This is a genomic window from Rhizobium sp. 01N447_2, assembly GCF_056399245.1.
The window spans coordinates 23,707-39,229 of the sequence record NZ_JBFTQY010000002.1 but is presented as its reverse complement, the minus strand read 5'-3'; the positions used below and the strand labels follow the sequence as shown (position 1 = coordinate 39,229).

The 15,523-nt window shown below is 61.9% G+C and carries 15 protein-coding genes and 1 pseudogene; 8 read left to right on the top strand and 8 right to left on the bottom strand.

Translation table 11 applies throughout. The features are described 5' to 3' along the window. Positions 1-83 precede the first annotated feature (83 nt). Positions 84-419, bottom strand: a complete 336-nt coding sequence (locus tag AC1ECN_RS01520) for a hypothetical protein (RefSeq protein WP_245484752.1) — start codon at positions 417-419, stop codon at positions 84-86. Between AC1ECN_RS01520 and AC1ECN_RS01515 the strand changes: the two genes are divergently transcribed. The 6 genes from AC1ECN_RS01515 (at position 319) to AC1ECN_RS01490 (ending at position 7,387) form a co-directional block, all read left to right on the top strand. Next, positions 319-624, top strand: coding sequence for a septal ring lytic transglycosylase RlpA family protein (locus AC1ECN_RS01515; RefSeq protein WP_205931220.1), 306 nt, complete (start codon positions 319-321; stop codon positions 622-624). The genes AC1ECN_RS01520 and AC1ECN_RS01515 overlap by 101 nt on opposite strands. Before the next feature lie 143 nt (positions 625-767). After that, complete coding sequence (locus AC1ECN_RS01510; RefSeq protein ID WP_130673446.1) at positions 768-2,057, top strand: RsmB/NOP family class I SAM-dependent RNA methyltransferase; 1,290 nt, start codon at positions 768-770, stop codon at positions 2,055-2,057. Positions 2,058-2,342: 285 nt separating this feature from the next. Continuing rightward, on the top strand, positions 2,343-3,617 hold the full coding sequence (locus AC1ECN_RS01505) for an imelysin family protein (RefSeq protein WP_024322241.1): 1,275 nt from the start codon (positions 2,343-2,345) through the stop codon (positions 3,615-3,617). Positions 3,618-3,664: 47 nt separating this feature from the next. Then, positions 3,665-5,203 (top strand): di-heme oxidoreductase family protein, encoded by a 1,539-nt coding sequence (locus AC1ECN_RS01500; protein ID WP_027689506.1) that lies wholly within the window; start codon positions 3,665-3,667, stop codon positions 5,201-5,203. Further along, on the top strand, positions 5,203-6,303 hold the full coding sequence (locus tag AC1ECN_RS01495) for an imelysin family protein (protein WP_024322243.1): 1,101 nt from the start codon (positions 5,203-5,205) through the stop codon (positions 6,301-6,303). Before AC1ECN_RS01500 ends, AC1ECN_RS01495 begins: the two co-directional genes overlap by 1 nt. A 4-nt stretch (positions 6,304-6,307) precedes the next feature. After that, complete coding sequence (locus tag AC1ECN_RS01490; RefSeq protein WP_130662690.1) at positions 6,308-7,387, top strand: DUF1513 domain-containing protein; 1,080 nt, start codon at positions 6,308-6,310, stop codon at positions 7,385-7,387. Here the strand turns inward: AC1ECN_RS01490 and AC1ECN_RS01485 are convergent, their stop codons facing one another. Further along, a complete protein-coding gene (locus tag AC1ECN_RS01485) occupies positions 7,388-8,479 on the bottom strand; it encodes a DUF2252 family protein (protein ID WP_477951953.1) in 1,092 nt (363 codons plus the stop codon). A gap of 279 nt (positions 8,480-8,758) precedes the next feature. Here AC1ECN_RS01485 and AC1ECN_RS01480 point away from each other — a divergent pair, with 279 nt between their 5' ends. Both AC1ECN_RS01480 and AC1ECN_RS01475 read left to right on the top strand, forming a co-directional pair. Continuing rightward, the gene (locus AC1ECN_RS01480) at positions 8,759-9,208 is read left to right on the top strand and encodes a PaaI family thioesterase (RefSeq protein ID WP_003544704.1); all 450 of its coding nucleotides are present in this window, start codon (positions 8,759-8,761) and stop codon (positions 9,206-9,208) included. Beyond that, positions 9,205-9,843: a 5'-methylthioadenosine/S-adenosylhomocysteine nucleosidase gene (locus tag AC1ECN_RS01475; RefSeq protein WP_003544703.1), complete on the top strand. Its 639-nt coding sequence runs from the start codon at positions 9,205-9,207 to the stop codon at positions 9,841-9,843. Before AC1ECN_RS01480 ends, AC1ECN_RS01475 begins: the two co-directional genes overlap by 4 nt. A 73-nt stretch (positions 9,844-9,916) precedes the next feature. Here the strand turns inward: AC1ECN_RS01475 and AC1ECN_RS01470 are convergent. The 6 genes and pseudogenes from AC1ECN_RS01470 to AC1ECN_RS01445 all read right to left on the bottom strand — a co-directional run. After that, positions 9,917-10,060 (bottom strand): annotated as a pseudogene (locus AC1ECN_RS01470) (transposase); the annotation flags it as partial. Between the two features lie 118 nt (positions 10,061-10,178). Then, positions 10,179-10,433, bottom strand: a complete 255-nt coding sequence (locus AC1ECN_RS01465; protein WP_245484735.1) for a TetR/AcrR family transcriptional regulator C-terminal domain-containing protein — start codon at positions 10,431-10,433, stop codon at positions 10,179-10,181. Further along, positions 10,388-10,705 carry a TetR/AcrR family transcriptional regulator gene (locus AC1ECN_RS01460; protein ID WP_245484734.1) on the bottom strand — a complete coding sequence of 106 codons (318 nt, stop codon included), beginning with the start codon at positions 10,703-10,705 and terminating at the stop codon, positions 10,388-10,390. Before AC1ECN_RS01460 ends, AC1ECN_RS01465 begins: the two co-directional genes overlap by 46 nt. Positions 10,706-11,205: 500 nt before the next feature. Beyond that, a complete protein-coding gene (locus AC1ECN_RS01455) occupies positions 11,206-11,988 on the bottom strand; it encodes an ATP-binding cassette domain-containing protein (protein WP_018069980.1) in 783 nt (260 codons plus the stop codon). Then, positions 11,981-14,236: an ABC transporter permease gene (locus tag AC1ECN_RS01450; RefSeq protein WP_018069979.1), complete on the bottom strand. Its 2,256-nt coding sequence runs from the start codon at positions 14,234-14,236 to the stop codon at positions 11,981-11,983. The genes AC1ECN_RS01455 and AC1ECN_RS01450 overlap by 8 nt, the downstream gene beginning before the upstream one ends. 84 nt (positions 14,237-14,320) lie before the next feature. Next, entirely contained in the window at positions 14,321-15,403 is a 1,083-nt protein-coding gene (locus AC1ECN_RS01445) for a substrate-binding domain-containing protein (protein WP_018069978.1), read from the bottom strand. Between the last annotated feature and the right edge of the window lie 120 nt (positions 15,404-15,523).

Below are 15,523 nucleotides of genomic sequence, written 5' to 3'. Positions count from 1 at the left end.
AGAAAAATATTTTCGCGATTTTCGTGAACGCTATGGCGTTAACCATCCCTTCGGAAAATTCGTTCTGATTTTAACTGATTTTATTAGGTTTTTTCCACGCTTTGGCGCGGCGCGCATTCTTGGAATCCCGACACCACACTCACGAATGTTGCAGATTGTAATATTCCGTGAACTGACTCGGCACTTTTTCGCCACTTTTTCACAGATTTAAGCCCCGCCGCCTGCAAGGGCGTGAGTTCAATAGTTGAGGGATACTCTGTTTTGAAGAAAATACGTCGTTCTATTATCGCCGCTGTAACTATTGCAGCCTGTTCTTCCATGCTTCCGGCGGAAGGTTTTGCTGGCAATGGTTGTGGCGGTGCTTCATGGTACGCACTTCGCTCCAAAACTGCTTCCGGGGAACGTATGAATCCTGCCATCTTGACTGCCGCACATCGTTCGCTTGCTTTCGGCACCAAGGTGAAGGTCACCAACCGCAACAATGGCCGCACCGTCGTCGTTCGTATCAACGATCGTGGTCCGTTCATCCGTGGTCGCGTGATCGACCTGTCGCGCGCCGCCGCGCAGAATATCGGCATGGTCAGCTCCGGCACTGCGAAGGTCTGCTACCAGGTCGTCAGCTGAGGCCGCCATTGACTGCGCCGGAAGCGGCGCTTGCTCTTGCCGTCAATCGCGGTTACCACCCGGTTGAGACTTGTGAACAACGACTGCGTGACACTCGCGTTTGCGCTGATCGTTCACACGCCACGGCAATAGGAGACATGTGAATGCGTCTGGGCGGCCGCCTCGAAGGGGCGATTTCTGTGCTCGCGGACATCGATGCCCGCAAGCGGCCCGTCGCCGACGCGCTGAAGGACTGGGGCCTCGCGCACCGCTTCGCCGGCTCCGGCGATCGTGCTGCGATCGGCAATATCGTCTATGACGCACTGCGCATGCGGCTTTCCCATGCCTGGCTGATGGATGACGACAGTCCTGCTGCCATTGCCCATGCCGTCATGTTCCGCCAATGGGGTTTCACACCTGACAGTCTTGCCACTGAGCTGGCGGACGACAAGTTTGCGCCGGCGCCACTTTCAGCCGACGCTGTTGCGGCCTTTCAAAGCCGCTCGCTCGATGATGCGCCTCCGCATATCCGCGGCGATATTCCCGAATGGGTCCAACCCTCCTTCGAACAGGCCTTCGGTGCCGCCTGGCTTGCCGAGGCACAGGCGCTCGCCGCCCGCCCGACGCTCGATCTGCGCGCCAACAGCCTCAAGGCCTCCCGCGACAAGGTCGTCAAGGCGCTCGAAAGAGCCAACGCGCATGCAGCGAAGATCGCCCGCTACGGCATCCGGATTGCCGCTGGCGAAGGCGCCTCGCGTCTCCCCAACGTGACAGCCGAGCTTTCGTTCCAAAAAGGCTGGTTCGAAGTTCAGGACCAGGGATCGCAGATCGTCGCCGACCTGGTGCTGGCCAGCGATGGCGAACAGGTTCTCGACTATTGCGCCGGCGGCGGCGGCAAGACGCTCGCCATGGCCGCGGCGATGCAAAACAAGGGACAGGTTCACGCCTACGACGCTGACCGCAAGCGGCTGGCGCCGATCATCGAGCGGCTGAAGCGGGCAGGCACGCGCAATGTCCAGGTGCATGACGACGCCAGGGCGCTCTCCGGTCTTGCCGGACGCTGCGACAAGGTGCTGGTCGACGCGCCCTGCACCGGCACCGGCACATGGCGCCGCCGTCCCGATACGAAATGGCGGCTGACGGCGAAGAACCTCGACGAGCGCACCGCCCAGCAGCAGGACGCGCTGGCGCAGGCGAGCGGCTTCGTCAAACCCGGCGGCGATCTGATCTATGTGACCTGCTCGGTCCTGCCCCAGGAGAACGAGGAACAGGCGCGCCGCTTCACGGCCGCCAATCCTGATTTTCAGATCGTCAGTGCCCTGCCTGCCTGGGATCAGCTGTTCGGAAAGGACGCCCCGCGTCCGCACTCTTCCGACGGGCTGTCGGTGACTTTGACCCCCGCCTCCACCGATACAGACGGCTTCTTCTTCTGTCGCATGCAGCGGAAGGGCTGACGCGACCTAGCGGAGGCCTCCGCAACTGCCGGTTTTTCAAGCAAATGCCGTTCAAAAATGACCGGTTAGCCGCGCCTGTCCATTCTTAAAATCATTCCAAACTGGAGTGTTTGACACCAGTTTGCTTTTGCGCGAAGAGACGGAGCCCGATTACAGCGCCGCGCGTCTTATCAGACGCGCAAAGGACGCTGTAACACTTTGAATCGACGCATCGTGCTTTCCGAAAATCGATTCCGATTTTCGGGCCGATGCGGTAGACGGAAAATCCCGTCACAGGAGAGGATCATGAAGCTCAACACATTCCGCGCAGCCGTGCTGGCGATTGCCCCCGCCGCCCTGCTCGCCCTTCCCGCGCATGCCGAGACCGATGCCGCCGCCGTGGTGAAACACTATGCCGACGTGGCGCATGCGAAATACGAAGACTCGCTGACGACGGCCAAGGCGCTCGACGCCGCGATCGACGCCTTCCTGAAGGCGCCGACCGACGCGACGCTCAAGGCCGCCAGGGAGGCATGGATAAAGGCGCGTGTTCCCTACCAGCAGACGGAAGTCTATCGCTTCGGCAATCCGATCGTCGACGACTGGGAAGGCAAGGTCAATGCATGGCCGCTCGATGAAGGCCTGATCGACTATGTCGATGCCTCCTACGGCACCGAGAGCGACGAAAATTCCCTCTACGTGGCAAATGTCATCGCCAACAAGACGATCAAGATCGACGGCAAGGATGTCGACGCCTCCAAGCTGACGCCGGAATTCCTCTCGGGCACGCTGGCCGAGGCCGGCGGCATCGAAGCCAATGTCGCGACCGGCTATCACGCCATCGAATTCCTGCTCTGGGGCCAGGATCTGAACGGCACGGGTCCCGGCGCCGGCGATCGCCCGGCAACCGATTACGACCTCAAGAATTGCACGCACGGCAATTGCGACCGGCGCGCCGAATATCTGAAGTCCGCCTCCACCCTGCTGGTTTCCGACCTGCAGGAAATGACCGACAACTGGACGCCGGACGGTGCGGCGACGAAGAACGTCGAAGCCGATCCGAAGGCCGGCCTCGTGGCGATCCTGACGGGCATGGGTTCGCTTTCCTACGGCGAGCTTGCCGGCGAGCGCATGAAGCTCGGCCTGCTGCTGCACGATCCGGAAGAAGAGCATGATTGCTTCTCGGACAATACCTATAACTCGCATCTCAACGACGCGATCGGCATCGCTGCCGCCTATACCGGCAATTATACCCGCGCCGACGGCACCAAGCTCAGCGGTCCGTCGCTGCACGATCTGGTGGCCGCCAAGGACAAGGCGCTCGATGCCGAAGTGGAAGGCAAGCTCAACAAGACGCTCGATGCCATGAACGCCATGGCAAAGCGCGGCGAGACGGTCGAGAAGTACGACCAGATGATCGGCGAGGGCAACAAGGAAGGCAATGCGGTCGTCCAGGCCGCCATCGACGGGCTGATCGACCAGACGAAATCGGTGCAGCGCGTTATTGCCGCACTCGATCTCGGTACGGTTCAGCTTGAAGGTTCCGACAGCTTGGATAATCCTAACGCCGTCTTCAAATAAGCAAAAAGGCGGGCCGCTTCGAAAGCCGGAGCGGCCCGGACCCTGAAATGTCGCATGCCCCGGCCCGCCGATTGATCGCCAGCGCAGCGCTCTGCGCCACGCTTGCCGGTTATTCCGTCAGCATCGCCGCCGGTTTCGATCTGCCGACGAAACGCACCGACCTTTCCGAAGCCGATCTGCAACGTGTCGCCGACGTCACCCGGCCGACGGCGGATTTTTCCAAGGCCGAACAATACGAAGCGATGCAGGCAGGAGCGACGACCTCGATCGACCCCGTCACCGAGGACAGCTTCTCGCATATTTCGGCCAATATCCCCTTCGAGGAAGAGCAGAATTTCAAGCTCGGCAACGCGCTCTTCCGCAAGCTCTGGGTTTCCGCTCCCTCCTCGACGCAGGCCTCCGATGGTCTCGGGCCGATGTTCAACGCCCGCTCCTGCATGAGCTGCCATGTCAATGATGGCCGCGGCAGACCGCCGGAGGGAGGCCCGAGCGCCACCTCGATGTTGCTGCGGCTTTCGCGTGCGGCCAGGACGCCGGAGGAAGAAAAGGCGGTTGCGAGTGCTGATGTCGTCAATTTTCCCGATCCGGTTTACGGCCATCAGCTGCAGGACCTCGCCGTTCCCGGCCTTGCTGCCGAGGGGAAGATGGCGATCAGCTACCACGAAGAGAGGGTGACGCTCGGCGACGGCGAGATCGTGTCGCTGCGCCGGCCGAGCTATGCAGTTGTCAATCCCGCTTATGGACCGCTCGATCCCGCGACGACGATTTCGCCGCGTGTCGCCTCGGCGATGATCGGCCTCGGACTGATCGAGGCCATTCCCGAAGCCGATATCCTGGCCCATGCCGATCCGGATGATGCCGATGGCGACGGCATTTCGGGGAAGGCTGCGATCGTGCGCGACCATCGCAGCGGCAAGATTGCGCTCGGACGGTTCGGCTGGAAGGCGCAGAACGCCACGGTGCGCGACCAGAGTGCAGATGCCTTCGCCAACGATATCGGCATCTCGACGCCCGATCAGCCGAATGCGCAGGGCGACTGCACCAAGGCGGAAGAAAAATGCCTTGATATGCCGACCGGGGTGCAGAAACGGCTGGGCGCAGAAGAAGCGCCGGGTCCCATTCTCGACCTCGTCACCTTCTATTCCGAAAATCTCGCCGTTCCCGCACGGCGCAAGGCGAGCTTCGCCGAGACGCTGCAGGGCAAGCGGATCTTCTACGAAAGCGGCTGCATTTCCTGTCATGTGCCGAAATTCGTCACCCGGCGGGATACGCCTGAAAAAGCACAGTCCTTCCAGCTGATCTGGCCCTATTCCGACTTTCTTCTGCACGATATGGGCGACGGGCTTGCCGACGGACAGCAGGTCGGTCTTGCAAGTGGACGTGAATGGCGCACGCCGCCGCTATGGGGTATAGGACTGACCCGGACTGTCAGCGGACACAGCTTTTTCCTGCATGACGGCCGTGCGCGGAGCCTCACCGAAGCGATCCTCTGGCATGGCGGCGAAGCTGAAAAGGCCCGCAACGCTTTCTCCTCCCTGTCGACAGACGACAGGGCGGCCCTGATTACATTCCTGGAGTCACTTTGATGCGCCTTTGGCACCCCCTGCTCTGCCTTACTCTGATCGGCCTCGCCACATCCGCGGCCGCCCAGACGACCACTCCGCCGGCAGGGCTGAACGAGGATGCCGTTCCCGCCGTCATGCAGCGCGCCGTCGACGAGGTGATCCGTCCCGGCTATCGCAACATGCAGCAATCGGCCGCCCGGCTGACGACGGCGATGAAGGATCTTTGCGCCGACGGCACGCAGCAGACGCTCGACAAGGCGAAGTCCACCTTCGACGATACGATCCGCTATTGGTCGATCATCGAGATCGTCCAGACCGGGCCTGTCATCCAGGACAATCTCTTCGAGCACATCCTGTTTTATCCCGACCGCAAGGGCGTCGGCCTCAAGCAGGTGCAGGCGCTGATCACCAAGGCCGATCCGAACGACGCGACCGTTGACGCGATCGCCGGCAAGAGTGTTGCGTTGCAAGGCCTGACGGCGCTGGAATACGTGCTTTACGGCAATGGCTCCGACGATCTCGTCGGGCAGAAAGGCAGTTTCCGCTGCCTTTACGGCCAGGCGGTCGCCGGCAATATCCAACGCGAAGCCGGCGAAGTCGTCGCCGCCTGGGAAAAGCCCGATGGCGTGCAGGCGAGCTGGAAACATCCAGGCCCGCAGAGCAACGATTTCATGGACAACAAGGAAGCGGTGACGGCGCTGCTCGGCATTCTCGTCCATGGTGCGGAGAATGTCCGCGACCAGCGGCTGGAGCAGTTCTACAAGGGCAAGGACACCGCGCCACGGCCGCGCATGGCGATCTACTGGCGCTCCAAAAATACCTGGAAATCGATGGCCGCCAATCTGGAAGGCCTGCGCACGCTCTGGCAGAAGGCCGGCATGGCCGAGCTTCTGCCGCCGGACAAACAGCCGATTGCCGCCGCGATCGACGAGGACTTCAAATCACTGCTCGACAGCGTGCCGAAGCTCAATCCTGACATCGACGTCGCCACCAGCGATGCGGAGAAGGCCAAGCTCGATACGCTGCTTGCCGACAGCCGCGACCTGATCACCCGGATCAGCGACGAATATGGCGCGGCGATCGGCCTTTCGGCCGGCTTTTCCTTTTCGGACGGAGATTGAGACGATGATGCGAAGTGCCGAGATCGACCGACGCAGTTTCGTCAAGGCGGCCGGCCTCGGCTTCCTTGCAGCCTTGGCGCCGAGGTCGCTGATGGCACTGGAGCGGACCGATGCGGTCTACGCCTCGGGCATTCGAGCAGCCGACGGCTCCTTTGCCGTTGCGACCGTGACCGAGCGCGGTGAGATCGTCGATCAGATGACGCTTCCCGCCCGCGCCCACGGCATGGCCTTCAGCGCCAGCACCGGCAAGACGGTCGCTTTCGCGCGCCGGCCGGGCACCTTTGCGATGATCTTCGATCCCCGGAACAAGGGCGAGCCGATCGCCATCAGTTCGCCAGAGGGCCGGCATTTCTACGGTCATGGCGCCTTCTCTCCCAATGGTCGTCTGCTCTATGCCAGCGAGAACGACTTCGACGGCAATCGCGGCATGATCGGTCTTTACGACGCCACCAACCGCTTCACCCGCATCGGCGAATTCGAGACCTACGGCATCGGTCCGCACGACATGACGGTTTCTGACGACGGACGCCTTCTCATCGTCGCCAATGGCGGCATCGAGACGCATCCGGATTTCGGCCGCACCAAGCTCAATCTCGGCGAGATGCAGCCATCGCTGGCGCTGATCGATGCGGCGACCGGGGCGCTGATCGAAAAACATGTGCTGCCGGCGGAATGGGCGGAACTCTCCACCCGCCACGTCGATCTCGACGGCGAGGGCCGCATCTGGTTCGCCTGCCAGTATGAAGGTCACCGCAAGGATTTGCCGCCGCTCGTCGGCCATTTCGCCAAAGGCGAGAATCTCTCCTTCATCGACCTGCCGGAGGAGACGACGCGCAGGCTTGCCAATTACGTCGGGGCGATCGCGGTCAATCGCAGCGAAGGTCTCGTCGGCATCACCTCGCCGAAGGGCGGCGCCTCGGTGACCATCGACGCTAGGACGGGCAAGATGCTGGCCGAGACTTCCGTTCCGGAGGCGGCAGGCATCGCGCCGGCAAGAAACGGCTTTGCCGTCTCCTCCTATGATGGCGATTTCCTGTCGACCCGCAGCGACGTCGCCTGGGATCAGCACATCGTACGGATCTAATCACGGAAGTGGAGTTTTAGCGGCACGCGAATAGGCTTTCTGCTCGGCGCTGACGCTCGATGCCGCGGCCCTTGCCGCCTCGTGCAGCCATTCGTTTCCCCGCGCCGCTAAATCCTTCAGGATGACTGCAACCGCCGCCGCATCGTCGGAATGGCAATTGGCGATCTCGAAGCCCATCAGTTCGAGCATCGTCGGCGAAAGCAGGATCTCGGGGTGCCGGTCGATTTCGATCTTGCAGCTGTTCGGCGAGAGGCGGCGCACGAGGATGCGGCCGGAAACCCGGTAGTGCGGATCGGCTGAGCGCGCCCGCCCATTGGCGATCTCGCTTGCATGGATCACCGCGTCCTGCGGCCTGTGGCGAAGCGACCAGGCGGACGGCAGCAGCGCCTTTGCCTCGCGCAGCACCGGCCCACCCTGCCATTCGGCATAGGCGACGAAACGCGGCCGGCCGAGGCTGCCGGTGCCGCCGCTGCGCGGCTTCGGCACGAAGGGTCCTGCCCCGGACGGCAGCGCGGCGGCGAGCGCCTTGACGTAGGCTGATGGCGGCGGTTTGCTGCCGGGAAGCAACATTTCGTATTTCCMCCAGAATTCCCGGCGTCCGGAATTCGGCAGAATCAACGCCTTGCGCAGCCATTTATGGTCGCGCTCGAGGATGACGGGCAGCGGACTTTCAAGGCCCCTGCGATAGCCGCTCAAGATCAGCTCGCCGATCATGCGAACCGAGGGACCGTCGTCACCGCGCGCCAAGACGGCGCTTGTCGCAAGGCGAACGAGATCAAATGCATGGGGCATCACCGCCGCGTCGTCGAAATCATTGACGCCCCAGACGAGCCGGCCCTCGATATCGCGCCAGGTGCCGAAATTCTCCAGATGCGTATCGCCGATCGCCAGCACCTCTGGCGCGCCTGTGAGTTCCGGGCAGATATCGAGGATGATCTCGCACCAGCGCCAATAGGTGGCGCGCAGGAAGACGAAATCGCCGCTTCGCATCTTCTCGTGCTTCTCCCGCAGATCGTCCTTGACGAGATCGTCGCCGAGTTCGCCGGCCAGCCAGGTCTCGAAATTGCGGACCGATTGCGATATCGTCGTCATGCTGGCGCTCCATCATTTCGCGACCTGATGCGGAGAATACGCGCACCGCGCGAAGCTGCAATCGCCTTCGCATCGGATCGCCACAATCCAGCGGTACTGGCCAGCGGTATTGGCCAGCGGTACCGGCCGGCTGTACCGGCTTGTACGGCGACGGAAGGTGAAAGGTTGCCCCGGCGACACGGTCCCGGGTTTCCATCGGCGCCCGGACCGATTTCAGCAATGTCCAGCTTGTCGAATGCGGCGCGCCATGCCACTTTCGCGGCTGTAAGAGGGGCAGACATGAGCGAGACTGACAGGGGCGATTTCCGCGCGCGAATCCGCCGTAATTTTGCGCGGCAGGCGGCGATGGAGACGATCGGCGCGGAGCTGACGCGCGTCGAGCACGGGGTCGTCGAGATCGAGCTGCCTTTCGACGTCAAACTGACACAGCAGCACGGCATCCTGCACGCAGGCATCATTTCCGCAGCGCTCGATTCGGCCTGCGGCTTTGCCGCCTACAGCGTCATCGACCCGGAAGCCTCGATCCTGACGATCGAGTTCAAGGTCAACCTCATGTCGCCGGGGCGCGGCGATCGTTTCCTGTTTCGCGGGGAAATCACCAAACCCGGCTCCACCATCATCGTCGCCGACGGACGAGGCTACGCGATCAGCGACGGGCCGGCCAAACTCATCGCCTCCATGACCGGAACGATGATGGTGATCCGCGGTAGAGAGGGCATTACAGGATGAAGTTCGAACTGAAATCGGTCGCGGGGAAATCCATCCTTTTCGTCATGGCGGCGGAGGCCGAATACGGTCCCTTCCTGCGTTCGCGCATCGAACCTTTGATGACCGGCGTCGGCCCGGTCGAGGCAGCCATCGCGCTGAGCAAGACATTGGCGCGGCTGGATGCCGTCGACGACCTGCCCGATCTCGTCGTGTCCCTCGGCTCGGCCGGCTCCGCGAAACTGGAGCAGACCGAAATCTATCAGGTGACCTCGGTTTCCTACCGCGACATGGACGCCTCGCCGCTCGGCTTTGAAAAGGGCAAGACACCCTTTCTCGACCTGCCGGCAACGCTCGAGCTGCCGCTGCGCATTCCCGGCATTGCCGAAGCAAGCCTTTCCACCGGCGGCAACATCATTTCGGGCGCCGCCTATACAGGCATCGACGCCGACATGGTCGATATGGAGACCTATGCGGTGCTGCGGGCCTGCCAGGGCTACAAGCTGCCGCTGATCGGCCTTCGCGGCATTTCCGACGGCGCTGTCGAGCTGCAGCATATATCCGGCTGGACCGAATATCTGCACATCGTCGACCGCAAGCTCTCCTATGGCGTCGACAGCCTGTTCACGGCGCTGGAGGACGGGGTTTTCTGGTTCTGAGCCCTTGAATGGATCGTGTCCCGGCAGGTGGTGTAAGGTGGCGGGAGATAGCAAAGCCGAGTGCCGGGGACACGATCTGAACGAGCGTCGAGCGCAGCCTCGGATTGCCTGATTTCGACACTCCCTGCTCGTGATCGACTTTCCCGCTCTGCCAGGGTGTCGGTGCCAACCCTGCATAGGCGGCAACTTGGCGCCGGTTGTCGAAGTGACGGGACAATCAACTCGGTTACATCCCTGCATTTCAAGAGCTGACAAAAAGCACACTGCTAAAGCGGGCGCCTTCCCGAAAGTGAGTACCCGACTGCGAAAGACGCTCGCCGCGGTGGTCCCACTCGCTATCGCGCGTCGTCCTTACTGTTGCCCTTCGATTGTGGGAGGCGATATCGCTGCAGAAACGTCCGGAGCGTCTCCACAACGTCCTCAGCGGCTAAGGGTAGGCCTTCGCGACCGATCATCCAGGGCCACAGAGATGGCTCGTTCAGCATCCCCATGAACTGGTGAGCCGCAAGCAAAGGATTGCGGCAATTCAGAATGCCCAGGCTGGTCATATGGGCGAGATATTGCACCAGCCTCTCAGTTTGGGGCTCCATGACCGCAGCAAACTCCTTTGCAATCCAAGGAAAGCCACCACCATTCGCAGAAACCCGCAGTATTCCGGCTGCTTGTGCAGCTCCAGGATCCTCCTCGCGACAACACGGAGCACGTCTTCGCCGTCGCCGTCGGGCTCGATGCCGGGCGGAAACGCATCCTTGAGCTGTCCCGACACCCCGCGGAGCATCTCGCGGAAAATGTCCTCCTTCGTTGCGAACTGGTTGTAAAGCGTCCGGCGGGCTACGCCGGCCGTCTTAGCGAGGTCGTGCATACTGCACCAAGCCGAAGCCACGCTCCAGGAACTAGCGCCCGGCCGCCTGGACGATGGCCCCCCCCGCGACCCGCCATGCCGGCTCGGGCCAGCTTCGTTTAAACCACGGCGAACGTCCACAGGCAATTCCTCTGCACCAATGAGTGCATTTATAGTGTATGGCACGTGCCACGCAGGCGGATGCAAGCGCTCCGCATGCCATCAATGGCTGAACGAGTCATCGTAGCGCTGCAGTCCAGTAGGAAGGCTTGAGATCGGTGCGATGTTACCCTGGGTGTTCGCCAGCCACGCCTCTCCGAAGCAAACCGTTTCTGACCGGCGCTTGCTCAGGAACGTGTTTGCGCTGTGAACCTCTTCAGGGCCGCGAGCGTTCCGGGCTGACATGATGCTCCATCGGCGCCGGTCGTGACCCCACCTGCGCGTCGAATTATGATTGAGAATCAATATGATGCGTTTCACCAGACCGGAGTCAACCTTCGCTTCTGATTCACAATGGCTGTTCAAATGGATCTTGCCTCATCGGCTGTCAGCGCATTCTCTCGCGTGCCCGAAACGATGATCTCCAGCACTTCATGCTCGTCCGTGTTCCTGATGTAGCGGTCGCCGACATACTCACCGCGCTTGAGAACCATGACGCGATCACCCACGGCAAAAATGTCGACGAGGCGGTGTGAGATGATGATCTGGGCAACGCCTTGCTTCTTCAGCTCCAACATGGTTTCGAGCAGCCGTTCTGTCGCCATCACGGAAAGGTTGGCGGTCGGCTCGTCGAGGATCACGACGCGCGGCTCGAACGAGATCGCGCGGGCAATCGCAACAGATTGTTGGCGGCCGCCCGAAAGGCTTTCGACCTTCTGATAGACGGAGTTCACGTCGACCTTCAGCCGTTTCAGCACGCTGTCTGCTTCCGAATACATCTTCCGCCGATTGACGAAGGGGCCTTTGAGCGGCCAGCGGCCAAGGAAGATATTCTGGCCGACATCCATGTTGCCGCAGAGCGCGAAATCCTGGTAGATCATCTCGATGCCGACATCGCGGCTCTCGTGCGGGCTCTTGAACCGCACCGGTTGCCCGGCAACGAGGATATCACCCGCATCGCGTTGATAGGCACCGGTCAGGATCTTCATGAGCGTCGATTTGCCGGCGGAGTTGTCGCCGACCAGGCCTAGGATCTCACCGGGATAAAGCGTGAGATCGACCTTGCGAAGCGCCTGCACGGCTCCAAAGGCTTTTTCGATGCTCCGCATTTTCACGATCGGCTCGGATGGTGTCGCGTCAGCCATGACTACTGTCCCGTGTTGGCGCGCGCCTTGCGAGGCGGGTTCGCAGGCGTCCGAAAATGTTGGTCTGGCGCACCCATATGTCGATCAGCACCGCCACGATCAGGATGATGCCGATAAAGACATTGATCCAGTGCTGCGGCATGCTGAATCCCTGCACGTTGAGTTGCAGGAGTGCCCGGACGAGCGTGATCGAGGCCGCTCCCGCAAGCGCGCCGATCATGGTGCCGTAGCCACCGAAGATCGATCCGCCGCCTATGATCACGGAGGCGATTGCGTCGAGCTCGCGAAACTGGCCGGCAACGGGGTTGAAGCTGCGAAAGTAAGCGACGTTGATGATCCCCGCCATGCTCGCGCAGAGCGCCGACAGCATGAGCGAGATGAAGCGCACGCGGTTGGTGTTGATGCCGGCATAGGCAGCGGCGCGGACGTTGCCGCCGGCGGCGCAGACCTTCAGCCCGAACGGTGTATAGGCGAGCACGATGCCGGCGATCACGGCAACGAAAAACATCCAGATCGTCTGGATGCTGACGACCTCGGCCACCGTGCGAATGATCCCCGACGGTAGCGAAAGGCCGAAATGAAGGAGGACGTCATTCACCTTGCGTCCGAGCAGGTTGTAACCCTCGGGCCAGCCGGTCAGCTGTTGCCCTGCGACGAGCCAGGCGGCGAGGCCCCGGGCAATGTAGAACATKCCGAGCGTGGCGATGAAGGCAGGCAGTTTGAAGCCGACTGTGACGGCAGCGTTGACGGCTCCGGCGGTCATCCCCGCGAGCAGGCCCATCGTCACGGCGGTGAGCGGGTCGGCGCCGAGCACCTTCAAGAAATAGGCTGCGGTGCTGCCGGCAAGGGCGAGCACCGCGCCTACGGAAAGATCGATATCGCCGGCTGCGATGACATAGGTGAGCCCGACCGTGATGAGGGCCAGTTCCGTATAGTTGAGCAGGATAGCGAAGGTGTTGGGCAGGTTCCACCAGTAGTCCGGCCTCAGCGCGAGCCCCGTCAGCCACAACACGGCGGTCAGGATGATGGCAAGTGCGTCGCGACGGGCGAGAAACTTGCCAAGCCCGGTGGCAGACAGCGCCGTGTCGGTCACCATCGCCCCCTTGGTCTGGACACCTTCAATCGCCACGCCGCCGATCTCATAGGCAGGCGGCGGCGGCCGGCCGCGGAGCCAAGCCCATAGCCGGGCCGCAATCTGGCGCCTGATAAGGAAGGGCTCGATAAGCACGGCGATGACGAGAAGGAGGCCCAGGAAAACCAGCACGGCGCCTGCGGGCAGGGTGAACTTGGCGCCGACTGCGATGCTTTCACCGTCGATCACGACGATGCGCGTGATCGGCCATCCCTCACGCAGCACCTTGTCAATCAGGACAACGACCGCAGCACCTAGGCAAGACCCGATGACGCGACCGCGACCGCCAAGGATCGATGCTCCGCCAATGACGACAGATGCGATAACGGTGAGTTCCCAGCTGACACCATAGAGAGGGGTCACGCCTTTGTCCTGCGCGGCCGACAGGAGAGCCGCCAGGGTTGCGCAAAGCGAGGAGAGCAGATAGGCGCGAATGCGCACCCAGCGTGTGCGAATGCCGGCATAGGCCGCCGCCTGCTCGTTTCCGCCGGTGGCGAAAGTCTCATAGCCCCAGCGGGTCTTGGCAAGCATATAGGCCCCAACGATGGCGATGAAGAAGAAGATCGCGATCTGGTTGTTGAAGCCGAGACCGTTCGTCTCGCCCAGGTGGAAGAACAGCGGATAGTCTTTCGCCTTTTCGGAGTAATAGATTGCCTGACCATGCGTCAGCGCGAGCACGAAGCCGCGACCGATGAAGAGGATCGTCAGCGTCGCAATGAAGGCCGGCACTTTCAAGACGGTGACGAGCACGCCGTTGACGAGGCCGATCACCGTGCCCAGCAGCACACAGAGGATCGCCGACTGGATGACGCCGAAATCGAGAAAGCTCGGGGCAACAAGCCTGGCGAAGACCACCGCGACCAGACCGTAGGTCGAGCCAACCGAAAGATCGAGGTCCCTGTTGGCGATGACGAAAGTCATTCCTACCGCGATGATCCCCACACGGGACGTATCGCGCAAAAGCGCGTGAAGGGCCTCTGTCGATCCGAAGAAGGTCGGATTGACGAGGGCCCCGCCGAAGTAGAGCAGCGCAAGGAACATGAGGAGCCCCGCCTCCCAGCCGCCGACGAGCTGGGGCGGCGCACGGCCGAGCGATGTCGTCGTGGCGGGCTCCATGAGTTTTTACCGACCGATCCTTGCTGTCGCGTGGCGGGACGGCTCGCGCCCTCCCGCCTTGATTTCAGGCGTTTCGAACGGCAGTCAGTTCTCGAAGCGCTTGCCGACGTTGGCGACCGTTTCCTTCGTCACAAGCTGGGCACGCGTATCGAGATTGGCAGCCGCGATACCGCGATCGATCTGCAGATAAAGCTGCATGACAGGCCAGAAGCCCTGCAGGAAGGGCTGCTGGCCGAGCGAGCCGGTCAGATTCCCCGCTGCGATGCCTTCCTGCTGCGCCGGGCCGAGATCGAAACCGTAAGCGCAGAACTTGCCGGTCCGCCCCATCTGGGCAACCGCCTTGACGAGCGGCGGCGTAAAGACGTTGTTGGCCGTGAAGGCGCCGACCACGTCTCCACGGGACTCGAAGAGCGAAACAAGTGCGTTGACAGGGTCGTTCGGGTTCGTGTCGATGCCGACGTTCTCCGGACCGGCGTCAACCTTGAAGGCATCGAGCTTGCCGGCGTCCTTCAACGTCTTGACGATGGCATTGAAGGCGGCGGTGACTCGGTTGTTCACCTCGATGTTGCCCATCGCGGTGGAGGACGGCAGCACGATCGAGCCGCTGGCCGCGCCACTGCCAAGCACGCAAGTCGCGAGCGCCTCGCCGCCGATTGCCGCGGCCGACGCGTCCTGGCCGGTATGGCTGATCGCGTTCCGGTGCAGAATGGTGCCGTCGAACGAGTTGGTCGTCGCGACCGGGATGCCGGCCGTCTCGGCAGCCTTGACGATGTCGTTATATGCGCCGACCTGCGGCGTCGTCATGATGATGCCGTCGATGGTCGGGTCCTGAACGATCTGGTTTAGGATTTCGATCTCACGGGCGGGGTCGTCCACAGGCGATTCCGAGCCGAGCAGCAATATTTTGGCACCGATCATATTGCCGGCGACGGTTGCGCCGACATAGACAGGGTCAAAGAAGCCATTGCCTGCCGTGTGCGTCACGATCGCGAAGGTCAAATGACCGTCAGCCGAATGGAAATCCTTCGTGCCGGGGGCCTCCTTTGCGGCTTCTTCGAAGTTGTAGCCGCCAACCGCTTTCTCGACGCTGCCCGACTGCGCAAATGCATGCGAGACACCGAGCGATAGTACCGCGGCCGATGCCGCGTAGAACAATATCCGCCTCATGATTGGTCCTCCCTTGAAACCACGGGAGGAAAGCCGTTCGGGCGCAATGTTCGAGAGTGGGGCCGAAGGCTTATCTTCCCATTTTCTAATATTCCGCGCAATTCTGGTTCAAGTAAACCG